General features: G+C 61.3%; 15 protein-coding genes, 2 tRNA genes and 1 pseudogene. 9 read left to right on the top strand and 9 right to left on the bottom strand.

Annotated elements, in window-relative coordinates; all coding sequences use genetic code 11:
- Positions 1-136: 136 nt before the first annotated feature.
- Entirely contained in the window at positions 137-1,789 is a 1,653-nt protein-coding gene (locus tag DXZ77_RS03580) for an aspartate:alanine exchanger family transporter (protein WP_115032499.1), read from the top strand.
- A gap of 87 nt (positions 1,790-1,876) precedes the next feature.
- Complete coding sequence (gene valS, locus DXZ77_RS03575) at positions 1,877-4,585, top strand: valine--tRNA ligase (protein ID WP_115030010.1); 2,709 nt, start codon at positions 1,877-1,879, stop codon at positions 4,583-4,585.
- An 80-nt stretch (positions 4,586-4,665) separates the two neighbouring features.
- Here the strand turns inward: valS and DXZ77_RS11710 are convergent, their stop codons facing one another.
- The 6 genes from DXZ77_RS11710 to tig form a co-directional block, all read right to left on the bottom strand.
- Positions 4,666-5,409, bottom strand: coding sequence for a hypothetical protein (locus DXZ77_RS11710; protein ID WP_147279185.1), 744 nt, complete (start codon positions 5,407-5,409; stop codon positions 4,666-4,668).
- A 15-nt stretch (positions 5,410-5,424) separates the two neighbouring features.
- Positions 5,425-6,705 carry an ATP-dependent Clp protease ATP-binding subunit ClpX gene (gene clpX, locus DXZ77_RS03570; RefSeq protein ID WP_115030008.1) on the bottom strand — a complete coding sequence of 427 codons (1,281 nt, stop codon included), beginning with the start codon at positions 6,703-6,705 and terminating at the stop codon, positions 5,425-5,427.
- Between the two features lie 418 nt (positions 6,706-7,123).
- Positions 7,124-7,774 (bottom strand): ATP-dependent Clp protease proteolytic subunit, encoded by a 651-nt coding sequence (locus tag DXZ77_RS03565; protein WP_051277775.1) that lies wholly within the window; start codon positions 7,772-7,774, stop codon positions 7,124-7,126.
- A gap of 50 nt (positions 7,775-7,824) precedes the next feature.
- Complete coding sequence (locus tag DXZ77_RS03560; RefSeq protein ID WP_051277776.1) at positions 7,825-8,403, bottom strand: ATP-dependent Clp protease proteolytic subunit; 579 nt, start codon at positions 8,401-8,403, stop codon at positions 7,825-7,827.
- A 203-nt stretch (positions 8,404-8,606) separates the two neighbouring features.
- Positions 8,607-8,759, bottom strand: coding sequence for a hypothetical protein (locus DXZ77_RS12020; RefSeq protein WP_181816016.1), 153 nt, complete (start codon positions 8,757-8,759; stop codon positions 8,607-8,609).
- Positions 8,760-8,807: 48 nt separating this feature from the next.
- Positions 8,808-10,133: a trigger factor gene (gene tig / locus DXZ77_RS03555; protein ID WP_115032497.1), complete on the bottom strand. Its 1,326-nt coding sequence runs from the start codon at positions 10,131-10,133 to the stop codon at positions 8,808-8,810.
- 595 nt (positions 10,134-10,728) lie between these two features.
- On the opposite strand from tig, the gene DXZ77_RS03550 reads away from it, so the two are divergent.
- The 3 genes from DXZ77_RS03550 (at position 10,729) to DXZ77_RS03540 (ending at position 12,253) form a co-directional block, all read left to right on the top strand.
- Positions 10,729-10,805 (top strand) — tRNA-Pro (locus DXZ77_RS03550).
- A 151-nt stretch (positions 10,806-10,956) separates the two neighbouring features.
- Positions 10,957-11,991, top strand: coding sequence for a methyl-accepting chemotaxis protein (locus tag DXZ77_RS03545; RefSeq protein WP_181816015.1), 1,035 nt, complete (start codon positions 10,957-10,959; stop codon positions 11,989-11,991).
- A gap of 188 nt (positions 11,992-12,179) precedes the next feature.
- Positions 12,180-12,253: transfer RNA gene (locus tag DXZ77_RS03540), tRNA-Gly, on the top strand.
- Positions 12,254-12,316: 63 nt separating this feature from the next.
- Here the strand turns inward: DXZ77_RS03540 and DXZ77_RS03535 are convergent.
- A complete protein-coding gene (locus DXZ77_RS03535; RefSeq protein WP_115030004.1) occupies positions 12,317-12,781 on the bottom strand; it encodes a ribose-5-phosphate isomerase in 465 nt (154 codons plus the stop codon).
- Between the two features lie 289 nt (positions 12,782-13,070).
- Here DXZ77_RS03535 and pepN point away from each other — a divergent pair, with 289 nt between their 5' ends.
- The gene (gene pepN / locus DXZ77_RS03530; protein ID WP_115030002.1) at positions 13,071-15,638 is read left to right on the top strand and encodes an aminopeptidase N; all 2,568 of its coding nucleotides are present in this window, start codon (positions 13,071-13,073) and stop codon (positions 15,636-15,638) included.
- Between the two features lie 89 nt (positions 15,639-15,727).
- Here the strand turns inward: pepN and malQ are convergent, their stop codons facing one another.
- Complete coding sequence (malQ, locus tag DXZ77_RS03525; RefSeq protein WP_115030000.1) at positions 15,728-17,923, bottom strand: 4-alpha-glucanotransferase; 2,196 nt, start codon at positions 17,921-17,923, stop codon at positions 15,728-15,730.
- A 228-nt stretch (positions 17,924-18,151) separates the two neighbouring features.
- Here malQ and DXZ77_RS03520 point away from each other — a divergent pair, with 228 nt between their 5' ends.
- Entirely contained in the window at positions 18,152-19,294 is a 1,143-nt protein-coding gene (locus tag DXZ77_RS03520) for a mechanosensitive ion channel family protein (RefSeq protein WP_243888658.1), read from the top strand.
- Positions 19,295-19,357: 63 nt separating this feature from the next.
- Here the strand turns inward: DXZ77_RS03520 and DXZ77_RS03515 are convergent, their stop codons facing one another.
- On the bottom strand, positions 19,358-21,031 hold the full coding sequence (locus DXZ77_RS03515) for a threonine/serine exporter family protein (RefSeq protein ID WP_147279184.1): 1,674 nt from the start codon (positions 21,029-21,031) through the stop codon (positions 19,358-19,360).
- Positions 21,032-21,161: 130 nt separating this feature from the next.
- On the opposite strand from DXZ77_RS03515, the gene DXZ77_RS03510 reads away from it, so the two are divergent.
- Together DXZ77_RS03510 and DXZ77_RS12360 are read left to right on the top strand one after the other, a co-directional pair.
- Positions 21,162-23,207: an alpha-amylase family glycosyl hydrolase gene (locus DXZ77_RS03510; protein WP_181816014.1), complete on the top strand. Its 2,046-nt coding sequence runs from the start codon at positions 21,162-21,164 to the stop codon at positions 23,205-23,207.
- Positions 23,204-24,412, top strand: a pseudogene (locus DXZ77_RS12360) (MFS transporter); the annotation flags it as partial. The gene DXZ77_RS03510 and the pseudogene DXZ77_RS12360, both read left to right, overlap by 4 nt.
- Between the last annotated feature and the right edge of the window lie 128 nt (positions 24,413-24,540).

The raw sequence follows: 24,540 nt of genomic DNA, 5'->3' as shown, positions 1-24,540 counted from the left end.
GCGGGAACCTCTCTGCTGGGCTGTGACGGGCCCGCCCGTTCGGTTCTACTAGGCCACGCATCACTGGATACGTGGCTGTTCTTCCGAAGGCTCACCGGTGATGGCCGGGTCTGCGCCTATGCATGCAATTCTAGCCATGTCTGAGGTGGTACGTCGCCCTAGCCAGACCTGCGATGACAGCCCTTGGTTTACCTCGTCATACCGTTATGAGGTGAATGCCATCCTGGATTTCCTTGCCGCCAACCCGCTGTTGACAGTTTTCGGGGTGGTGGCGTGCGGCACACTCGTAGGTGCAATCCCGTTCGGCCCACTACGCCTCGGCTCGGCCGGCGGCCTGTTCGTGGGACTGGCGGTAGGGGCACTGGATGCCCGCCTGAGCGAAAACGTACATCAGCTACAAACGTTCGGGCTGGCCCTGTTCGTGTACACGGTAGGCCTAGCTGTGGGGTACACATTTTTCACAACCCTGAAACGACAAGCCTGGATCCTGCTAGCCAGTGCAGGCGTTTTAGCAATTTCCGTGGGCGTCAGCGTCGGGGTCGGGCGCCTGCTGGGACTTTCTGCGCCTATGGTCGCTGGCGCCTACGCTGGCGCCACCACCACCTCCCCCGCCTTAGCCGCAGCAACCCAGGCCGCCGGGAACACCATCCCCTCTGTCGGCAATGCGCTCAGCTACCCCGTGGGCGTCATCGTCACAATGCTCACCCTCGTCATCGTCACTGCCGTGCCCCTGCCATCGCGCCGCGACCCCGAACCAGTTACCAGCGGCACTCTATGCGCACGCAGCGTCGAAGTAACCCGTCATACCTCATTAGAGGACGTCCCTGGCTGGAAGGCGCAGCTGATCCAAGGATCATATTTCGTCCGTGATGGCGCCGGATGTGTCATCTCTGATGGCGCGACCCTCATGCCTGGTGACCGCATCCTCCTCATCGGAACCCCCGCCACTTTGGAACCTGCCATCGACTTCCTAGGCCACGAATCCGATGTAGAACTCACTGACAACCGGCAAGATGTCGATCACCGCCGCGTCACCGTCTCCAACCCAGAGATAGCAGGCCGCACCCTCGCTGAGATCGACCTACCAGGGCGGTTTGGTGGCCGCGTCACTCGCGTGTTCCGCGGTGACACCCAAATCCTGGCCCACGACGACCTCAGCCTGGCCCTGGGTGACCGCGTCCTCGTTGTATTACCTGCGGGCAGGCTCAACCACGCCGCTGGCATCTTCGGTGACTCCGAACGCCGCATTTCTGAAATCGATCCGCTCTCATTGGGAATTGGTATGGCTCTAGGGATCGGATTGGGCACTATCGCTATGCCGCTGGGGTCGGCGTCGCTGTCTCTGGGCGCAGCAGGCGGGCCCCTAGTCATGGGCATGCTGCTAGGGCGTGTGCGCCGCACCGGCAACCTCGTGTGGGAACTGCCCCACAGCGCCAACCTCACCCTGCGACAACTGGGACTGACCATGTTCCTGACCTGTGTCGGTCTGGCCAGTGGCCCTGCCTTTGCCGGCACCGCGTTTTCCCTGACCGGTATCGCCGTCGGCGCTCTGGCCGCGGTGATCGCAGGCACAATCGCGTTACTCATGTGGGCCGCGGCGATTCTGCTTGGTCTATCCACTGGGCGAGCAGCCGGGTTGGTGGCCGGCAGCATTGGCCAACCAGCACTCCTGGCATACGCGCAAAGCCGGGTCGCTGACGAGCGCGTAGAAGCCGGGTACAGCACAATCTTCGCGGTCGGGATGGTCGCGAAAACCATCATCGCCTACCTGATCGCATCTGCCTGGTGACCTGCTTGAAACACCATCGCCTTTCGCCACGCTGAAGACCGCCTTCTGGATTGGCCCCCACTTGCGCGGTGATGGGAAGATCGACCCATGACGAACCCCATATCCGGCCACCACAATCACGCCCACATCCCGGACAAACCGTCAGTAGATGGCCTGGAAGAGAAGTGGGGCCCAGTATGGGAAGAAAAGGGCACCTACCACTTCGACCGCCAGCGCGCTTTGGAGCTTCCTCGCGAGCAGATCTACTCCATCGACACTCCCCCGCCCACTGCCAGCGGATCCCTGCACGTGGGGCACGTGTTCAGCTACACCCACACTGACCTTGTCGCCCGATACAAGCGCATGCAGGGCCTCGAGGTGTTCTACCCCATGGGCTGGGACGACAACGGCCTCCCCACCGAGCGACGCGTCCAGAACTACTACGGTGTGCGCGGAGACGCCTCCCTGCCCTACATCGACAGCTACGAACCCCCACAGCGCGGCATGGCCGACAAGTCCGGCAAAGCCGTGAAGATGGCTGACCAACAGCCCATCAGCCGCGCTAACTTCATCGAGCTTTGCTACGAACTCACCCGCGAAGACGAAAAAGCCTACGAATCGCTTTGGCGCCGACTCGGTGTCTCAGTTGACTGGGCCCAGACCTACCAAACCATTGACGATCACTCCCGCGCAGTGTCCCAGCGGGCCTTCCTGGACCACCTCGAAGCAGGCCAGGCTTACCAGGCCGAAGCCCCCGGCCTGTGGGACGTCACCTTCCAAACCGCTGTGGCCCAGGCTGAACTCGAAGCCCGCGAATACCCTGGCGCCTACCACCGGATCGCTTTCCACCGCCTCGACGAGCAGGGCAACCGCATCGAAGGCCAAGACGTCTACATCGAAACCACTCGCCCCGAGCTGCTCCCGGCCTGTGTGGCACTCATCGCCCACCCCGATGACGAGCGCTACCAAAACCTATTCGGCACCAAGGTGGCTTCGCCCCTATTTGGGGTCGAGATCCCCGTGCTGGCCCACCCCGCCGCCGAAATGGACAAGGGTGCAGGTATCGCCATGTGCTGTACCTTCGGTGACCTCACCGACGTTGTGTGGTGGCGCGAACTCAACCTGCCCACCCGTTCACTCATCACCCGCAACGGCCGCCTTTCCGGTGACACCCCCGAATGGCTATGCGGATCCGGTGCCCAGTTCTACGCCGAACACGTCGCCACGAAGACCCCCTTCACCGCGCGCAAGAACATCGTCGAGGCCCTCGCCGCATCCGGGGAAATGGATGGCGACCCCAAACCAACCCAGCGCATGACCAACTTCTTCGAGAAAGGCGACAAGCCCCTCGAAATCGTCACTAGCCGCCAGTGGTACATCCGTAACGGTGGCCGCGGCGAAGAGTTGCGCGAAGAGCTACTTAAGCGCGGCGAAGAGCTCACCTTCCACCCCGAGTTCATGCGTGTCCGTTACGAAAACTGGGTTCGTGGTTTGAACACCGACTGGCTAGTCAGCCGCCAGCGGTTCTTTGGTGTGCCGATTCCGCTGTGGTACCCCATCAGCGAAAACGGCGAGCCCGACTATGACTCCCCCATCGTCCCAGCACCCGAGCAGCTACCCATCGACCCCTACACCGATGTTCCCAGCGGCTACACCGAAGAACAGCGCGGGCAAGCCGGCGGATTTATCGGCGACACCGACATCCTCGACACCTGGGCAACATCTAGCCTCACCCCGCAGATCACCACTGGTTGGCCATGGGCCGAGGGTGAAGGCGACCCCGAGCTGTTCGCCAAACTGTTCCCGATGAACCTACGCCCCCAGGGCCAAGACATCATCCGCACCTGGCTGTTCAGCACCGTTGTGCGTGCCCACCACGCACAAAACTCCCTGCCGTGGACTGACGCAGCGATCTCCGGGTGGATCCTTGACCCGGACCGCAAGAAGATGAGCAAGTCCAAAGGCAACGCCGAAACCCCTGAGGGGCTACTGCAGCAGCACGGCTCGGACGCGGTCCGTTACTGGGCTGCATCGGCCCGTCTAGGCACCGACGCCGCCTTCGACACCGGCCAGATGAAGGTTGGGCGCCGCCTGGCAATCAAGGTACTCAACGCGAGCAAGTTTGTTCTGGGCTTCGGTGCCGCAGACACGCCAGTGTCGTTTGACCGCGCTCACCTGCTCTCCCAGGTGACTCACCCGCTGGATGCCTCCATGCTTGCCTCCTTGGCTGAGGTGATCAGCAAGGCCACCGCAGGTTTCGAGGCTTACGACCACACCCGTGCCCTCGAAGTGACGGAAACCTTCTTCTGGGAGTTCTGTGACGATTACCTCGAGCTCGTCAAAGATCGCGCCTACAGCGAAGGTGAAGGAGCTGCCTCGGCACAGGCTGCGCTGCGGCTAGCCCTGGAGACACTGCTGCGCATGTTTGCGCCGTTCCTGCCCTACGCCACCGAAGAGGTGTGGAGCTGGTGGCGCGCCGAGACAGGTTCTGTTCACCGCCAGGCGTGGCCAGTTCCCGAAGACGTCACCCTCGCGACCTCCGGAGACCCGGCTGTCCTGCGTGTTGTCAGTGAAGCGCTGGCTGGTATCCGCCGGGCGAAGTCCGATGCCAAGGTCGGTATGCGTGCTGAGGTCGAGACAGTCGTGATTGCTGGCTCTGCTGCCACGCTGTCGCTGCTCAAACAGGTCGAGGCGGACTTGCTGGCAACCGGTAGGGTGCTCGCGCACACCTACGTCGAGGAAGAAACCACCGAGAACCCAGTTGTCATTCGTGACGCAGTGCTTATTCCTCCGCCCCCGCGCGAAAAGAAAAAGTGACACACCCCTGCTGAGGCAGCCGTGACATAGATCGGGGTGCTCACCTTCGAACTCGAAGATGAGCACCCCGACTTTGTGTTTCAAGAACGCATAGCAATGCTTGACTGCGCGCTTGGCCGGGGCATCCATAGCGCCAGCCGTCCGGTCTCGCGCGCGATCGTTACTGGGTCTGGGCGTACGAGCAGCCACGGAACATTCCACCCAGATAAGGCACACCGGTCAGTGAGGAATCCTTCCCGCCGTGGGGCGTCCACATCGCCTGTGCCAGGGTCGTATTGCAGTACTGGTTTTCCCGGTTCGGTACGCGCCCACAGCACTACATGCCGAGGCATGTGTGTCCCGCCTACGTAGACAAGAACGGGGCGCCCTACCCCGATCCGTGCGACCGTTTCATCAAAAAGAGAAGCGCGCCGACGTTTATCAGCGAACCTCACAAGACGGATTTCATAAGACACCCCTGGCACAGAACCAGAACGTTCGATCTCGGCCCTGGCACCCCAGGGCGGAGTACCTAAGGACGTCGGCCACGGCACTTGCAGAGTGCCTCGCCGCGGCGTAACTGCATTCGTGCGGGTGAGTACCTCGCATTCAGCGGTAGCCCACCGTTTCGCGGCCGTCTGGGCCCGCATGCGCGCTGCCTGAGGGGTCTCAACACCCACTGCACCGACGCGCGGTTTTTCTCCAGAGACGTCATCAGCGGACAGCCACGCCGCAAATGGGGGGTCGATTAAGGCACGAGCCATCACAAGTGCTGCCGCGCCACAACTGGTGGGGGTTGCCTGAACCGGCCCCTTACGCCCCACCGATTCGAGTTCTCGGAGCATAAGAACGAGTGTGACCTAAGCGGATTCCTTACGGTCAAGCCTCTTGCGTGAACGTAGTTCATCGGGGTTGTGACGCACGATGGTGGGCAGCACGTTTTCGAGCACTACCTCGCGGCTGATGACAACTTGAGCGATTTCGTCATCACTGGGCACATCGAACATGACGGGCAAGAGGACTTCTTCGAGGATGGCACGCAGCCCACGGGCTCCCGTGCCACGCAGGAGTGCTTGGTCAGCGATTGCTTCTAGCGCATCCTCGGTGAACTCCAAGTCCACACCATCAATCTCGAACATGCGCTTGTACTGCTTCACCAGGGCGTTGCGTGGCTCCTGCAGAATCCGCACCAGGGCGTCCCGGCCCAGCGGAGAGACAGTCGTGATCACGGGAAGACGCCCAATGAATTCGGGGATGAGACCAAACTTCATCAGGTCTTCTGGCATAACATCGCCGTAGCCTTCTGGCTCGGTGCTGGCCTGGTGCAGGTCCGCACCAAACCCTAGGCCGCTTTTACCGGCACGCGACTCAATGATTTTGTCTAGTCCAGCGAATGCGCCACCGACGATGAACAACACGTTTGTCGTATCGATTTGGATGAATTCTTGATGCGGGTGCTTACGGCCGCCCTGCGGAGGAACGGATGCAGTCGTGCCTTCGAGGATCTTCAACAGAGCTTGCTGTACGCCTTCACCGGAGACATCCCGCGTGATGGAGGGGTTCTCTGATTTACGAGCGATTTTGTCGACCTCGTCGATGTAGATGATGCCCGTCTCGGCCTTCTTCACATCGAAGTCTGCAGCCTGGATGAGTTTGAGCAGGATATTCTCGACATCTTCACCGACATACCCTGCCTCGGTGAGTGCGGTTGCATCAGCGATAGCGAACGGCACGTTGAGCATGCGCGCCAAAGACTGCGCGAGATATGTTTTTCCGCACCCAGTGGGACCGATAAGCAAAATGTTTGATTTGGCGATGTCGACCTGCTCATCACCTTTGCGGGGCGCAGCTTGGATGCGCTTGTAGTGGTTGTACACCGCGACCGCTAGTGCCCGCTTGGCCGAGTCCTGACCAATGACGTACTGCTCGAGGAAAGCGAAAATGTCTCGCGGCTTTGGCAGTTCACCTGGGCCAAAGTCGCTGCTGTCAGTGAGTTCTTCCTCGATGATCTCGTTACACAGATCGATGCACTCGTCACAGATGTACACGCCGGGGCCCGCGATGAGCTTTTTGACCTGCTTCTGACTCTTCCCGCAGAAGTTACACTTCAGCAGATCTCCGCCATCACCAACACGTGCCACGAAATCATCCTTCCCGCCCGCCTCGGCGGACCATTACGGGAATCCGACACGAACAAAACCGACTAGCCAGCTCCGCCGAACAACAGCGGCGGCCTGTGCCGTGGGGCTTGTGGCCTTGGCTGGCTATCCCTCGATGCTGCATCCTCAAACCCGATCTCGAACCTATCGGCAGACACACGTTCTCACAGTTATTGAATCCGTGTGTCGCCCACGGGGGAGCTTCAATTCGCTGATGACACAGCACACGCAAAGACAGAATCTCATTCTCTCATCGGCATTGTGACGAGGTTTCCCAGTGTTCACCCTTTCGGCGTAAACACAAGCTTTCCTGAGGAGACGGAGTAGGTCGGGGTGATCATGTGATCGCCCCGACCTACTCCGTTGTCAAGATATGTCCTTGCGGACGATGCCTCAGCAATCAGCGCTGACGCGATGCCTTACGGCTTGCCAAAACCTGGTCGATGAGACCGTATTCGCGCGCTTCCTCAGCGGAGAGGATCTTGTCGCGTTCAATGTCAGCGTTGACCTGCTCAGGCGTGCGGCCCGAGTGGTGCGCCAGCGTCTCTTCCAGCCAGGTGCGCATCCGGAAGACCTCGTTGGCCTGGATTTCGATGTCGCTGGCCTGGCCGTAATCGCTCCCAGCCAACGCGGGCTGGTGAATGAGCACGCGAGCGTTAGGCAAGGCGAAACGCTTACCGGGGGCACCAGCAGCGAGAAGTACCGCAGCGGCCGAAGCGGCCTGTCCCACGACGAACGTCTGCACGTCGGGGCGGATGAACTGCATCGTGTCGTAGATGGCTGTCATGGCGGTGAAAGAGCCGCCAGGGCTGTTGATGTACATGATGATGTCGCGTTCTGGGTCTTGGGACTCCAGCACGATCAGCTGCGCGATGACATCGTCAGCAGAAGCATCATCGACTTGCGCACCGAGGAAAATGATGCGGTCCTCGAACATCTTCGTGTACGGGTCGGTGCGCTTCATCCCGTAGGAGGTGCGCTCCTCGAACTGCGGAAGGATGTAGCGGTTGCTCGGCATTGCCACTGCGGGGCGGCGCTGTTCGTTCATCATGGACGTTCCGTTCTCGGGCTGGCTCGATGCGATGGGGTACTGGAAGTGCATCAGTCGCTCGTGCCTCCCTTACCGGGGGTTTGGTTGGCGTGCTCGTACACGTGGTCAACGAAGCCGTACTCTTTGGCCTCTTGGGCGCTGAACCAGCGGTCGTGGTCAGAGTCTTCGGTGATCTTCTCCACGGTCTGTCCGGTGTGGTGAGCAATAAGTTCGGCCATCTGGCGTTTGATGAAGAGCATCTGCTCAGCCTGGATTTTGATGTCCGTGGCTTTACCGCCGATACCACCCAGAGGCTGGTGCATGAGGATGCGGCTGTGCGGGGTGGCGTATCGCTTACCTGGCGCGCCTGCGGTGAGCAGGAACTGTCCCATAGAGGCCGCCATGCCCAATGCCACGGTGGCTACGTCGTTGGGGATCCAGTTCATCGTGTCGTAGATCGCCATACCTGCCGAGATGGACCCGCCGGGGCTGTTGATGTACAGCCAAATGTCTTTGTCGGGGTCTTCGGCGGCCAGGAGAAGCAGCTGCGCGCAGATAGCGTTGGCGTTCTCGTCACGCACCTCAGAAGACAGGAAGATAATCCGCTCTTTGAGCAGACGGTTGTAGATGTGATCGTCCAGGCCACCCATCGGTCCCGGCCCTGCGGCAACGATGTCGCTGCTGTGGCTCACGTGGTCTCCTCACTCGCTTGATCACCGGATGTGACGTCTAGCGGCGTACGTGGGGGTAAACCCCGCTGACGATCCGGCACTTTCACGAGAGTAACGCTCCACCTCACGAGGTAATTCCGTCTCTGGACCCCTGAACCGCATTGGGCTGGTGATGCTTGGTGTCAGCTAATGCGTAGTTGTGGGGTGTTGCGCACTCGTCGTTTTATTTGTTCTTTTCCATCATCACCGGATGCATCCACCGAGAACGACACCGACGTGCACAAGCTGCACGCGAAGCGGGTGGATGCGTGAGGGAGGTGTCCTGCCGAACGCATCGGCAGGACACCTCCCTCACATCACGACGCCTTGTGGGCGCGTTTGTGTCACTTCTTGTCGGATTCCTCAGCCTCAGCAGCGGCCTCTTCTTCGCCTTCTTCGGCGTCGACATCGGCGCTGAGGTCAACCTCGTTGCCGGAGGCGTCGGTGACCTTGATGAGCTCAAGCACAGAAGCCAATGCCTTACGGCGGGCGACCTCGCCAGCCATAGCGGCGACCTGGTTCTGGTCTTCCATCACCTGGGCGAGCTGACCGGGATCAATGCCTGCCTGCTGAGCAGTCATGATCAGGTATTCGATGAGCTCACCCTGGCTGACCTGAACCTCGCGGCTTTCAGCGATCTCGTCGAGGAGAAGCTGGGTACGCAGGCTCTTTTCGGTGGATTCAACAAGCTCCTGGCGGTGCTCGTCGTCGCTTTCGCGGCCTTCACGTGCCAAGTGGCTGTCAACCTCGGCCTGGACAAGGCTGTCCGGGACGGGGATTTCCAGGGTTTCGAGAAGGTGATCCAAAAGCTGGTCGCGGGCTTCGATGCCCTGCTGGAGCACGAGCTCACGCTCGGCCTGCTTACGGGAGTCAGCCTTGAGCTCTTCGAAGGTGTCGAACTCGGAAGCCATCTGAGCGAACTCGTCGTCAAGCTCGGGTAGTTCGCGCACCTTGACGCCCGAGAGGGTGACCTCAATGTCAGCATCTTCGCCTTCGTGGTCGCCACCGGCCAGCGGAGCCTTGAAGGTCTTGGTCTCTTCGGCCTTCATGCCGATGAGTGCCTCGTCGAGGCCCTCAAGCATGGTCTTGGAACCAACCTCGTAGGAAACACCGGAGACTGCGTCGATCTCTTCCTCACCGATGGTGCCCTTGAGATCGATGACGACGAAGTCACCTTCAGCCGCCGCGCGGTCAACGGGAACGAGGGAACCGAAACGCTCACGGAGCTGCTCGACATTCTTGTCGGTCTGCTCATCAATGGCGGAATCGGTCACATCCGCGACGGACACCGACAGCTTCTCGAACTCGGGCAGCTCGATGGCCGGACGGATGTCAACCTCGGCGGTGAACACGAAGTCAGACTCGTCCTCGAGCGGCACGGAGGTGATGTCAACCTCGGGCTGACCCAGGGGGCGCAGCTCGTTCTCGACCATGGCCTGCGTGTACAACTCCGGCAGGGCCTCATTGACGGCTTCCTGCACGATCGCACCCTTGCCGACGCGCTGCTCAACGAGGCGGGCGGGGACGTGGCCCGGACGGAAACCGGGGACGGAGATCTGGGAGCTGATGGCCTTGACTGCGGCATCCAGTCGAGGCTTCAGCTCGTCATAGGGGACCTCGACGGTCAGCTTGACCCGGGTCTGGCTGAGGGTCTCGACGGAGCTCTTCACTTCTGGCACTCCAGAATCACATGGGGAATAAGGACAGATCGGGGAGGTGCACGACTGGCGCGACCTGACTATTCAGGTGCGTCGCGGTGATCGGTTGCATGCGACCGCCGGACCGACTCGGCAAGAGCCAAAACGGATGATGAGTGCACACAAAAGCCCCGTTCCAGCCATGCTAACCGCTCACGCCCACATCCCCGTAACCGAACAGGCAATTAAGGGGCAGGGTTGCCCCCAGAGGCCTAACCAGGCAGGGCCCCAGGAGCAAAAATCCTCCACAGAAAAGAGGGGCCCTCTTCTCACCTCCCCCCTCCAGCACCTCACCTACATCTCACATTGCAAGATGCTTGCAGGTTTATGTAACACCCCATCGCACCCAACCGATGACGCCAACAAATCCGCTCAGCGGATCCTCAAGACCGGGCGGGAGGGCAGGCCAGCTCACGACTCAGGGGGAATGAGTCGACCCAGGAGCGGCCACCGAGGAGCAGCTGGCTCCTCATTCACGGGAGGGGGCGCAGATACAGCGCCCCCTCCCGTGGCATCCACACCCCCATTTGTGCCCTACACTGATACCCGCGGAGTATTGGTCCGCAGGCGGGCTGTGGCGCAGCTTGGTAGCGCGCGTGCTTTGGGAGCACGATGTCGCAGGTTCGAATCCTGTCAGCCCGACCACCTAAAAAATCCCCTTCCACACGGAAGGGGATTTTTTGCTTCTGTAAACAACTCCCCAAAAACACTGATGGCCCCTCAGGCCCATCCAACTGCACCTCACATTGCCTCCACCGGTGCCGATCAGAAGACCACGCACTCACGGAGGTCGAATATGCCCCTTTTCCGACGCGGCACCGCGCCGAACGCCACCCCATCCCCCTTCGGCGACAACCACCAGCCCTTCATATACACAGATGAAGACGCAACCCTCCAAGCAGAAAACGACGAACTGCGCCGAAAAATCGCCGCCGCAAAAGAAGAAGCAGACTTCGTCAAAATGCGGTTCGACCTCATGACTAAAGCCTCAGACATCGGCCTATGGGACATGACCGTCGAAGCAGGCGACCCCATCAACCCCAACAATGCCTTCTGGTGGAGCCCTGAATTCCGCCACATGCTCGGCTTCAACGACGAGCGCGACTTCCCCAACGTCCTCGACAGCTGGGCCTCACGCCTTCACCCCGAAGACAAGGAACAGGCTCTTCAAAAATTCTCTGATCACCTCAACGACCGCACCGGCCGCACACCCTTCGACATCGAATACCGCCTACAGCTCAAAAACGGCGACTACAAATGGTTCCGTGCCTCAGGAGCAACCCTGCGCGGATCAAACGGCGTACCTATCCGCGTAGCCGGGGCCCTGCATGACATCCACCAAACCAAACAGCTCATCGCCGAAGCCGAAGAAACCGCCGAACGACTGCGCGACTCCTCGGCGCAACTCGCCAAAGTCAGCGAGCAACTAGCCGACGCAGCAAACCGAGCCGTCTCGGCAGTGACCTCCTCTTCAAGCCGCATGGCAAAACTCGACGAGAGCAGCACAAAGATCGGTCAAGTAGTCGAGCTGATCACCAGCATTGCCGCCCAAACCAACCTGCTGGCCCTCAACGCCACCATCGAAGCCGCCCGCGCCGGAGAAGCAGGTAAAGGCTTCGCCGTGGTGGCCAACGAGGTCAAGGAACTCGCTAACGAAACCTCACAAGCCACCCACGACATCGCCACCCAAGTCGACACAATCCGCAACGACGCCCAAAGCGCCGTCCAAGGAATCGAAGAAATCAGCACAATCATGACCGACCTGGACAGCTACCAACGCGCCATTAGTGAAGTCGTCGAGGAGCAACGACACGTCGCCACCCGCCGCTGAGCGCCGCTGTCACCCACACAAAAACCGCTTCTTTCCCGCTTTCACCATTACATTTTTCGACCGGGGCCACCCTGTGGCACACTTTTCTCAAGCGGAAGGTCACCCGCGAGAACAAAGATCTTCATTTATGAAGAACGATGTACTCCTGGGCGGGACCACCGGGTGATCGGCGTTAACGCCGTTCACGTGCGGGTGTAGCTCAATGGTAGAGCCTCAGTCTTCCAAACTGATTACGCGAGTTCGATTCTCGTCACCCGCTCCACACACAAGTGAAGCGGCGAGGTAAACACCTCGCCGCTTCACCTTTTTCGCACCTACGCAGCAATCACGCCTGCGGCTTCTCACCAGTGGACTCATACGACTCCAGCATCGCCAACCGACGCTCATGCCGCTCATCACCAGAGAACGGCGTCTGCAAAAACACCGTCACCATCTCTTTGGCCAACTCCACCGACGACGTACGCGCCCCAATAGCCAAACACTGCGCGTTGTTGTGCTCACGCGCCAACTGCGCCGTCTGGACACTGTGACCCAACGCGCACCGCACCCCCTTGACCTTGTTCGCCGCGATCTGTTCACCGTTGCCAGAACCACCCAAAACAACACCGAAGGAGCCAGCATCCTCACGCACCGCCTCAGCAGCGGGCACAACAAACACCGGGTAGTCATCCAAAGCGTCATACTCCAGCGGCCCATGATCCACCACCTCATGACCCAGCGAACGCACATGCTCCATCAGCACGCCCTTGAGCTCGAACGCAGCATGGTCCGAACCAAAATGAACCCGCATCACACACTCCTCATACACAACGGCCACACGCGCAGCCCGAGAACAAAACCAGCCGACTCCACACGCCGACCACACGCCCAGTGTGCCACCCGCACAGCACAACCCCCGCCCCAGGCCCCATTCACAGCAGCCATAAGAGAAACCCGCTCACCAATCCCCTACCTAGAGACCTCAGAGCCCCCCGACGCAGCGCCGTCCATGCCATGCTGATCCCCAAACACGCCTACATCGTGACGACAATGAGCCCCACCGGCCCCACCCCGCCACGAGAAAACACAGGAGGAACCCCGTGCCTGCCGAGAACCTGACACGTCAGGAAGCCGCCGAACGAGCCGAACTCCTGAAGGTCCACGAGTACAACATCACCCTCGCACTCAACGGCGGCCCCACCACCTTCTCCACCCGCACGCGCGTCCGCTTCGACGCCGTCACCCCCGGCGCCGAGACCTTCATCGACTTCATCGGCCCCAGCGTCGAATCCGTCACCCTCAACGGACGCACCCTCAATCCAGCAGAACACTTCGCCGACTCACGCATCCGGCTCACCGACCTGGCCGAACACAACGAACTCGACATCACCGCCACAGGCGCCTACATGAACAGTGGTGAAGGCCTCCACCGCTTCGTCGACCCCGCCGACGACCAGGTCTACCTCTACACCCAATTCGAAGTCGCAGACACCCGCCGTGTCTTCCCCGTATTCGAACAACCCGACCTCAAAGCCACCTTCCAATTCACCGTCACCGCACCACGGGAATGGGAAGTCATCTCCACCCAAAACGTCGACACCACCGAAGAAAATGGCGACGACACCACCTGGACATTCCCGCCCACTGCGATCCTTCCCCCCTACGTCACCGCAGTCATCGCCGGACCCTATGCATCCGTCAGCGACAGCGTCACCACCGGCGACGGGCGCACCATCCCCTTGCGCCTGCTAGCCCGCCGCTCCCTGATGCCCCACCTAGACACCGACAACGTCTTCGACATCACCAAACGCGGATTCGACTACTACGAGAAAGAATTCGATCTCGCCTACCCGTTCGATAAGTACGACCAGATCTTCACACCCGAATACAACTTCGGCGCCATGGAAAACGTCGGCGCCGTCACCTTCAACGAAATGTACGTATTCCGCGGCCGCGTCACCGAAGCAATCATCGAACGCCGCGCCCTCACCATCCTCCACGAACTCGCCCACATGTGGTTCGGAAACCTCGTCACCATGCGCTGGTGGAACGATCTATGGCTCAACGAATCCTTCGCCGAATGGGCAAGCACCGCCGCCCAAGCAGAAGCCACCCGCTGGACAGAAGCTTGGACCACCTTCGCCGCCAGCGAAAAAGCATGGGCCTACGACCAAGACCAACGCTCCACCACCCACCCCATCGTCGCCCCCATCCGCGACCTCGAAGACGTCGTCGTCAACTTCGACGGCATCACCTACGCCAAAGGCGCCTCCGTCCTCAAACAACTCGTCGCCTACGTCGGCCGTGAAGCGTTCACCACCGCGCTACGCAACTACTTCAACGCCTACGCCTACGGAAACACCACCCTGACCGACCTGCTCGCCGAACTCGAAGCAGCCTCCGGCCGCCAACTCAGCCAATGGTCCAGCCTCTGGCTCGAAACCGCAGGCGCCAACACCCTCCACGCCGAAATCAACACCGCAGACACCGACACCACCCTCATGGAATCGGTACGGATCATCCAAACCGCCACCACCACCCACCCCACCCTGCGACCCCACACCATCCGCATCGGGCTCTACGACCTCGACACAACCGGCGCCACCCCCGTCCTGACCCGACGCGACCTCATCCACGCAGAAATCGACGGAGAAAGCACCGAAATCCCCGCACTAGCTGGCCTACGCCGCCCCGACCTACTCCTCCTCAACGACGACGACCTCGGCTACGCCAAAGTCCGACTCGACGACACATCCCTGGCCACCGTCATGGCCCATCCACACGCCATCGTCGACAGCCTCGCCCGCGCCGTCGTCCTGGGCTCCCTATGGGACATGACCCGCGACGCCGCACTACCAGCTCGCACCTTCATCAACATCGGGCTGCAATTCCTCGCCGACGACCTCGACTCAACCCTGCGACGCAGCCTCATCTCCCAAATCACCACCACCGCCAAGATGTACGTCGCACCCCAGACCCGCGACACCACCACCATCGAGCTAGGCGACAAGCTCGCAGAACTAGCCAACAACGCCCAACCAGGCTCCGACGCACAACTCCAACTCGTCACCGCCGCAGCCACCTGGGCCACCACCGACACCCAACTAGAGCGCATCCGCGCACTCCTAGACGGCACCCAAACCCTGCCTGGCCTGGACATCGACACAGAAATGCGCTGGACACTCCTCACATCCCTAGCAGCAGGAGGACGCGCCACAGTCGAAGAAATCGCCGCCGAAGAAGAAAAAGACCGCACCGCAACCGGCCGCGAACGCGGAGCCCGCGCCCGCGCATCCATACCCACCGCCGAAGCCAAAGAACAAGCCTGGGCCCGAGCAATCGAAGAAGACAGCCTGCCCAACTCCATGATCGAAGCCACCGCACAAGGCTTCGTGCGCGTCAATGACCTATCGCTACTGACGCCATACATCCCGCGCTACCACGCGATGCTGCGTGACATCGAACGCACCCGCACCCACGCGATCACCGAATCGATCATCGAATCGTTCTACCCCGCAGTGCTAGCCTCACGCGAACTCCTCGAAGCCACCCAAACATGGCTAGAGGCCAACACCGATGCCCCCGACGCGCTACTACGCCTAGTGAACGAACGCCGCGACGTAGCCGCCCGCGCCCTAGCCGCCCAGGAACGCGACGCACAAAGCTAAAGACACACCAAAACCTGTGGTGGCCTTGCCCCCTTCTAAGAAAGAGGGGCAAGGCCACCACAGGTTTTACTTACAGCCGCGCTAACGCATCAGGCTTCACAACGTGGAACACCACGCTCAATACACGCAGCCAACGCTTTAGCCCGCCGAGACTGCACCAGCTCCTCCAAAAACATGGGAACACCATCAGGGCCAGCCAACGGAACCCGCCAGTTCGGGTACTCATCATTAGTTCCAGGCTGGTTCACACCCCGGCGATCCCCAGCCAAATCAGCCATCGCCACCGACACCAACAACGACGGCGTCCACGACACATACCGATGCAGCGCCTCCACCACCGACCCAGCTCGGTGAGCAACAAGATCATCCTCAGCCGCGATCGTGCGAGCATCAACACCATCACCACTGGGCGCATCAACAAGACCCCGCTCCGAAAGACGGCACAGCACCCGGTGCCGCTCATCATGGAAGGCCTCCCACTCCTTCTCAACCTGCTGAGTAAACATGCCCAACCGGTCACGAACCTTGACGTGCTCACCCTCCAAATACCCAGCCGTAGGCGGCAAATCATGCGTCGTCACCGACGACAAACACAACCGGCGATACGTCTCCGGCTGCCGGAAACCATCGGCATCCTGCTCAAACCAGAAAATCGAAGTACCCAAGATGCCTCGACCACTCAAGTAGTCACGCACCCACGGCTCCACCGTGCCCAAATCCTCACCAACAATCACAGCACCAGCACGCTGAGCCTCCAGCACGAGAATGCCGATCATCGCCTCATGATCCAGACGCACATACGTCCCATCCAGCGGTTTCTTCCCAGCAGGGACCCACCACAACCGGAAAAACCCAATGATGTGATCAATACGCATCCCACCCGAATGACGCAACGCCGCCCGAATCATGTCCCGGAACGGGCGATACCCCGTCTCCACAAGACGATCCGGACGCCACGGCGGCTGACTCCAATCCTGACCCAACTGGCTGTACGCATCCGGCGGAGCCCCCACCGTCACCCCACGAGCCAACACCGACCCCAACGACCACGCATCCGCGCCCGCCGGGTGCACCCCCACCGCCATATCCTTCAAAACACCAACACTCATGCCCGCATCCACAGCTGAACGCTGCACCTGCGCCAACTGCGCATCAGCAACCCACTGCAGCCACATCTCGAACCCGACATCCTCGACGTGCTCATCCCGGAACTGCTCCACCGCAGGAGCCTGCGGCGAGAAAAACAACTCCCGCCACTGCACATCACTAACCGAACCATCAGCGATCAACGCACACCACGTCGCGAAATCAATCAGCGGCTGCCCCTGCTCCTGACAGAACTGCTCAAACTCCAACTGACGACGCACCGACCGCGGCACCTCATACAACGCACGCAAAGCCTCACGCTTGAGCGGAACCAACACATTGCGCTCAATACTGTCCCGCTCATTCAACGCCCGACCCTGACCAGCACACCGAGCCACCAACGCCTGCACCCCCTCATCGGCATACGCCAACTCAGGCACATCCTCAGGCCGGATATAACTCGTATCCACAAACCGACGCGACGTCGGCAAATACGGCGACGGCTCAATCGGAGGAACAGGAGCAGACGCATGCACCGGGTTCACCAACACAAAATCGGCACCCAAATCACGCCCCGCCCACACACACGTATCACCCAGATCCGCGAAATCACCCATCCCCCAAGAACGACGGGTACGCACCTGATAAATCTGCGTCGCCACCCCACGAGCACCCGAAGAAGCTACCGGCTCAGGCACATCCAACACCGCCGGAACCACCACAAGCGTGCCCTGCCCAACCCCCTCAACAGAACCCGACACCTCGGCATGCAACGAATGCCACCCCAACGGCAAATCACCCGGCAACTCAAACGTCGCCTCACCCACCAACGCACCATTAACCATGCGCGGATCCACCCACACATCCAACTGCCTCAGATCACGCACACCTGCCCGATCCTCCAACTCCACCCACACCCGCACCGGCTCACCATGAGGAACATGCACCGCAACACGGCCGCCCTCCCCCGCCCGCACTAACGAAAACGCCGGCAAAGTTCGTAACCACGGCTCATCCTCCCGCTCACGTAACGCCCGCGACGCCGCCGCATCATCCGAAGCATCCACATCGAACGCGCCCAACACCGCCCGAATCGTCTCGGCGCTAACAATGACGTGTTCACCCTTCCAGTTGTCGTACTCGGTCGCGACACCATAAGCGCGAGCCAGGTCCGCCAGGACCTGCGAAGGGTGCTCCATCTGAGTCAAGGATTCAAGCCTTTCTTCACAAAAGAAAATGGGAAAGAAAAATTAAGAAAAACAACGCGTGCGTCCACAAGCACAACGTCGACAACCACGAGCATCCTATGGGCTGCCTACCAGCACAGTCCTATCCGCTCACACAAGACACACAAAACCCACCAAAAACGCCTTATCCCAACCCACTCTTTCAGCTGGTACCGATCCACCTCAGTAAGAATCAATCACATGATCGGCACGACCCTCATGATGATGACGGCAAAGCTCGACATCCGTAATCCCATCCACACCGGCACCAGCGGACGAACAGGGACAGGCGCAGACAAAGAACCTACCGGAAATACCTCCTTCTCACTATCCAAACTCAGCGACCTCACATGGAGCGACCTAGGCGACTGGCTCCTAGACCGCCCCCTAAAAATCCTCTTCATCCTCGTCGTCGCCTACCTCGCCCGCTGGCTACTACACCGCGGCATCAACACCCTCATCCGCACCATCCAATGGCGCAGATCCACCGGCGACACCGGCAGCATCGGCGTGGTCGACCCCATGCCCACCGCCCAACTGCCCGTCATGCGCCGCGGAGCCCGCAAAGCCGCCCGAGCCGTCAAACAAGCAGGACTGGTCAACACCGACCGTCAAGGCCAACGCCTAGACACCCTCGGATCACTCCTACGAAGCATCGTCTCCGTCCTCGTCTGGGTCACCGCCGCCCTCATGATCGGTACCGAAATCGGCATCAACATGGCGCCGATCATCGCCTCCGCCGGAGTCGGTGGTGTCGCCATCGCCTTCGGTGCACAAAGCATCGTCAAAGACTTCATCAGCGGCCTGTTCATGATGTTCGAAGACCAATACGGCGTCGGTGACCTCGTCGACACCGGCGAAGCCATCGGCACCGTCGAAGAAGTCACCCTGCGCGTCACCCGACTACGCGACGCCACCGGCGTCGTCTGGTACGTCCGCAACGGCCAAATCACCCGCATCGCCAACCGCACCCAAGGCTTCCAAACCGGCGCCGTCGACATCCCCGTCTCCATCGAAGAAGACCCAGGCCGCGTCATCTCCATCCTCAAACGCGTCGTCGCCGACGTCTACATCGACCCCCGCTGGCGCAAATCCCTCCTCGAAGAACCAACCGTCGCCGGTGTCGAATCCCTCGAAGGCGGCACCATGACCATCCGCATCTTCGCCAAATGCGTCGCCGACCAACAATGGGGCGTCATGCGAGAAATCCGCGAACACAGCAAAAAAGCCCTCTCCGCACGCGGCATCGCCGGCCCCCTCCTCATGCCCAGCAACCTGCCCTGGGCACCCCACGCCGCCAAACCCAAAGAAGGCACCGACAACAACACCCCACCCAAGTCATAACCCCCCCCCACAAGAAGGCCCCCTGCGCACCAACGCACGGGGCCTTCTTCACACCCACAACACTCAGCTCGCCGCCCCCGAACTCACCGACGAACGACGCAACGCACGCGAAACAGCCTTCCCCGCAATCCGCGAGCGCGGCCTCAAGAAACGACCCAAATACGTCCCCATCGACACACCACCAGCAATCGCCAACCCCGTCGCAGCCGCCGACCACAACAACGTCCCACCATCCATCGCCGCAGACGGATCCGGCACCGGCTCAACCAAGTAATACAACCCTCTAAACACCAAACCACCCGGCAAAAACGCCACAATCCCACCCGTAACCACACCCAACGGCGGAACATTCAACCAACCAGCCATCAACTGACTCATCAACCCCGCACACAAACACGCAGCCGCTGTCGCCGCGATCGGATCAAACCCGACAACCCCCACCAACGTGTACACCAACCAACTCAACGCACCTGTCACCGCAGCAACCACCACCGTCACCGGCCCCGAATACGACGACAACGCCGCACCAAAGGCAGCCAACACCACCCCCGTGATCTGCCACCCCAACATCGGAGCGAACGTTCGTGGAGGAATCAAATACGACGGCACCCCCAACCGCTGACCAATACTCAACACACCCATCACCCCCACCAAAATGCCCAACGTCATCATGAACACCTCAAACGAACGCGCCGCCGCCGTGACGTAATACGCGTCAATCGCATCCTGCGCCGCCCCCACCACAGACAACCCAGCCAACGCCACAACAATCCCACACGTCACAATCAACGAAGGCCGCACTGCCAAAAACGAATCCGACACATACGCGCCACCAGCAACCAACCCCAACATCACCACCGTGGGAATCGCACCACCCACAATTTGGGCGAAAAACGCCGCCAACTTACGCCGCGCCGACCACAACGAGGAGCGATCCACCAACATCACCACCAACGTCACCAACACCAACTCAGCCGGCGTACCACCCAACAGGATCCCCACGCCCAAACCCGTCACACCCGAAGCAACAGTCACCACCCACCGCGCATACGCATGCGGACTCTCATTGATCTCCAAAAACCGCGCCCTGGCCTCATCCAAAGGCAAATCACCCTCAGAAATCTCCGCGCTCAACGCCTCCAACCGCGACAACCGCTCATAATCAGGCACCCGCACACTCACCGTGCGCACCATCGTCACCGGATCCTGAAACGACCCCCGGTGATGCGTCACCGCGATCGACGTAAACGTCACATCCACATGCACCGACCGCAACCCATAGGCACGCGTGACCGCCAACACGCCCGCAGTCACATCCGCCGCCGAAGCCCCCGTCGCCAACGACACCTCAGCCATCCGCATCGCCAAATCAATCACCGACCGCGAATGCGCATGCTCCACCCCATCATTGATCTCCCGAAGATCCATCCCCCACGTCGGCGCAGAACCCCGCAACGCATTCCGAACCCGGAACAGCCCACTCTGCTTCAACTGATCCCGCGGAATAACCTTCAACGTCCCGGTCACCGGGTCTTCAGCGATCACGCTGTTCTCATCCAACGCCGGATACATCTCCGGCTTACTCACCGCCGCGACAGCCTCCACCCCAGCATCACCCTCAACCGAAGACACATCACGCGTCGCCGGCACAAACCACGAACGCTCATCCCCCTCAGGCACACCCGAACGCCCCTCATCACCAACACCAGAAACAGAACCGCCACTCTTGTCAGCCACGACACCAACTGTGGAATACCTTCACCCCACACGCAAAGCGACGTTGTGCCTACCAAAAACACGCCCCACCAACAGCCAGATCACAACACCCCCACTCGAACTCACACGACACATAAGCGAGCATGGAACCATGGCTAACCCAACCAGCCCCAGCCCCTACGAACGCATGGGCGGCCACGCAGCCTTCACCACACTCATCTCCACCTTCTACGACGGCGTCCGCAACGACCCCGAACTACGCGCCCTCTACCCCGAAGAAGACCTCGGCCCCGCCGAAGAACGACTCCTGCAATTCATAGAGCAATACTGGGGCGGCCCCACCACCTACTCCGAAAAACGCGGCCACCCCCGCCTACGCATGCGCCACATGCCCTTCGCCATCACACCCACCCAACGCGACCGCTGGGTAACCCACATGATGAAAGGCGTCGACGCCATGGGCCTGCCCCAACCCGAAGACACGGCCCTACGCGCCTACCTCCTACGCGCAGCCGACTCCCTCATCAACACCCCAGAACCACAACCACTCCCCTGGTGGAAAAACGCCGTCGTCTACCAGATCTACCCCCGCAGCTTCGCCGACGCCAACGGCGACGGCATCGGCGACCTCCCCGGAATCACCAACAACCTCCACCACATCGCCGAACTCGGCGTCGACGCCATCTGGATAAGCCCCTTCTACCCCTCACCCATGGCCGACGCCGGATACGACGTCGCCGACTACCGCAACATCGACCCCACCTACGGCACCCTCGAGGACCTCGACAACCTCATCAACCGTGCCCACCAACTCGGCCTCAAAATCATCATCGACATCGTCCCCAACCACACCTCCAGCAGCCCCCCCTGGTTCCAACAAGCCCTCAACGCCGCCCCCAACTCCCCCGAACGCGACCGCTACATCTTCCGCCAAGGCCGCGGCCCCAACGGCGAACTGCCACCCAACAACTGGGAATCCAACTTCTCCGGCCCAGCATGGACCCGCACCGACGACGGCAGCTGGTACCTCCACCTCTTCGACTCAGCCCAACCAGACCTCAACTGGAACAACCCCCACGTCCACGCCGAATTCGAATCCATCCTCCGCTACTGGTGCGACCGCGGCATCGACGGCTTCCGCATCGACGTCGCCCACGGCCTCATCAAAGCCGACGGCCTACCCGACACCGACCCCACCCTCACCCCCAACGACCCCACCCACCACCAACCCATGTACGACCAAGACGGCGTCCACGACATCTACCGCCGCTGGCGCCGCATCCTCAACGAATACAACCCCACCAACAACCCCACCAACGACCGCATCCTCATCGCCGAAGCCTGGGTCACCCCCCTCGAACGCGCCGCCCGATACGTACGCCCCGACGAAATGCACCACGGCTTCGGATTCGAATACCTCACCACTGCCTGGGACGCCCAAGCCATCACCCACACCATCACCGCCAACAACGCAGTCAACGCCATCTCCACCTGGGTCCTGTCCAACCACGACATCGTCCGCCACGCCTCCCGCCTCGGCCACCACGACACCACCCTCACCGCAAGCCGCCTAGGCATCGGCCCCAACGACCCCCAACCCGACACCCAACTCGGCCTCACCCGCGCCCGCGCCGCCACCACCCTCATGCTCGGCCTCCCCGGCGCCGCCTACCTCTACCAAGGCGAAGAACTCGGACTACCCGAAGCCACCACCATCCCCCCACACCACCGGCAAGACCCCACCTGGACCCGCTCCAACGGCACCATCATCGGCCGCGATGGATGCCGCGTACCCCTCCCCTGGAACGCCGACGCCCCCGCCTACGGCTTCAACACCACCGGCAAAACCTGGCTACCCCAACCCGACACCTACCGCCAATACGCCCGCGACCACCAAGAAAACACCCCCAACTCCACCCTCCAGCTCTACCGAAACCTCCTATCCCTGCGCCGCCAATACCGCCTCGGCGAAACCGACCTCGCCCACGTCGACATGGGCCCCGAAAACAACCACCTCGTCGTCTTCCACGCCGACGGCCCCGTCGAACGCATCGTCCTCATGCTCAACACCAGCAGCACCCCCACCCCACTACCCCACGGCGAACTCCTCATCTCCAGCATCCCCTGCCACAACAACCAACTGCCCGGCAACAGCGCCGCCTGGATCCGACTCCCCCGAAACACCACCACCGCATGAACACACAACTACAACCCCACCAACGCACCACCGCCGCCACCATCATCACCCTCATCTCCATCGTCGCCTTCGAAGCAATGGCGATCAGCACAGTCATGCCCAACGCCGCCAACGAACTCAACCTGCACAGCGGCTACGGACTCACCTTCTCGGCCCTCTACACCGCCGAACTATTCGGCATCGTCATCGCAGGAGCCTGGATCGCCACCCGCGGCGCCCTAGCCCCCCTCATCACTGGACAACTTCTCTTCGCCCTCGGCGCCGCAACCTGCGGCGCCGCAACCACCGCAACACCATTCATCATCGGCCGCGCACTCACCGGACTAGGGTCAGGCCTAGTCACCGTCACCGTCTACGTCCTCGTCGGCGCCCTCTACCACCCCACCCAACGCCCCCGACTCTTCGCCTGGATCTCCGCAGCCTGGGTCCTGCCCTCCATCATCGGCCCCCTCCTGGCCGGACTCCTAGCCCAAACCTTCACCTGGCGACTGGCCTTCTGGATCGTCATCCCCGCCGTAGTCATCGCCCTGCCCCTCCTCATCCGCCACCACCACACCATCTCCCCCGCCGGAATCGACCCCCACACCACCAACCGCACCCGCCTCGCCCTCCTCACCTGCGGCGCAGCCATCGCGGCCAGCGCCGCAGCACTCCAAGCCAGCGGCACCCACCTCATCCCACCAACCACCCTGACCATCAGCGCCATCATCCTGAGCGCCCTCACCCTCGGCGCCGCACTGCACTACACCTTCCCCACCGGCACACTCCGACTTCACCACGGCATCCCCAGCGTCATCTCCTCACGGTTCTTCCTCACCGCCGCCTTCAACGCCACCATGGCCTACCTGCCGCTCTACCTCGTCAACCGCGGCAACATGACACTCACCACCGCCGGAACCATCCTGGCCTGCGCCTCCGTCGGCTGGTTCCTCGGATCCACCACCCAAGGCCACCCCCTCATGCACGGACAACAACACCGCCTCGTACGCATCGGCGCACTCACCTGCCTATGCTCCTACGCACTCTTCACCGTCCTGACCTACCACCACAACCTGCACACCTGGTGGTTCATCCCCACCCTCGCCCTCACGGGAATCGGCATGGGCCTATCCACCGCATCCCTGTCCGTCCTCGCCCTGCACCTAACCCCCCTAGAACGACACGCCTCCATCTCCTCCTCACTGCAACTCAGCGACGTCCTCGGCGCCACCCTCGGCCTAACCACCGCCAACGCCATCTACGCCACCGCAACAGCCACCCAATTCGGCGCCCCCACCACCGGCCCCCACACCGGCAACGCCACCTTCGGCGCCGGCGCCTACATGCTCATCTG

This window comes from Dermatophilus congolensis (genome assembly GCF_900447215.1).
Lineage (GTDB): Bacteria > Actinomycetota > Actinomycetes > Actinomycetales > Dermatophilaceae > Dermatophilus > Dermatophilus congolensis_A.
This window is presented reverse-complemented; position numbering and strand designations above follow the sequence as displayed.

Bases quoted from the DNA above. Each gene is read 5' to 3' on its own strand.
- DXZ77_RS03580 (WP_115032499.1), top strand. From the start codon at position 137: ATGTCTGAGGTGGTACGTCGCCCTAGCCAGACCTGCGATGACAGCCCT.
- valS (WP_115030010.1), top strand. From the start codon at position 1,877: ATGACGAACCCCATATCCGGCCACCACAATCACGCCCACATCCCGGAC.
- DXZ77_RS11710 (WP_147279185.1), bottom strand. From the start codon at position 5,409: ATGCTCCGAGAACTCGAATCGGTGGGGCGTAAGGGGCCGGTTCAGGCA.
- DXZ77_RS03565 (WP_051277775.1), bottom strand. From the start codon at position 7,774: ATGATGAACGAACAGCGCCGCCCCGCAGTGGCAATGCCGAGCAACCGC.
- DXZ77_RS03560 (WP_051277776.1), bottom strand. From the start codon at position 8,403: ATGGGTGGCCTGGACGATCACATCTACAACCGTCTGCTCAAAGAGCGG.
- DXZ77_RS12020 (WP_181816016.1), bottom strand. From the start codon at position 8,759: ATGCGTTCGGCAGGACACCTCCCTCACGCATCCACCCGCTTCGCGTGC.
- DXZ77_RS03545 (WP_181816015.1), top strand. From the start codon at position 10,957: ATGCCCCTTTTCCGACGCGGCACCGCGCCGAACGCCACCCCATCCCCC.
- DXZ77_RS03535 (WP_115030004.1), bottom strand. From the start codon at position 12,781: ATGCGGGTTCATTTTGGTTCGGACCATGCTGCGTTCGAGCTCAAGGGC.
- malQ (WP_115030000.1), bottom strand. From the start codon at position 17,923: ATGGAGCACCCTTCGCAGGTCCTGGCGGACCTGGCTCGCGCTTATGGT.
- DXZ77_RS03520 (WP_243888658.1), top strand. From the start codon at position 18,152: ATGATCGGCACGACCCTCATGATGATGACGGCAAAGCTCGACATCCGT.
- DXZ77_RS03510 (WP_181816014.1), top strand. From the start codon at position 21,162: ATGGCTAACCCAACCAGCCCCAGCCCCTACGAACGCATGGGCGGCCAC.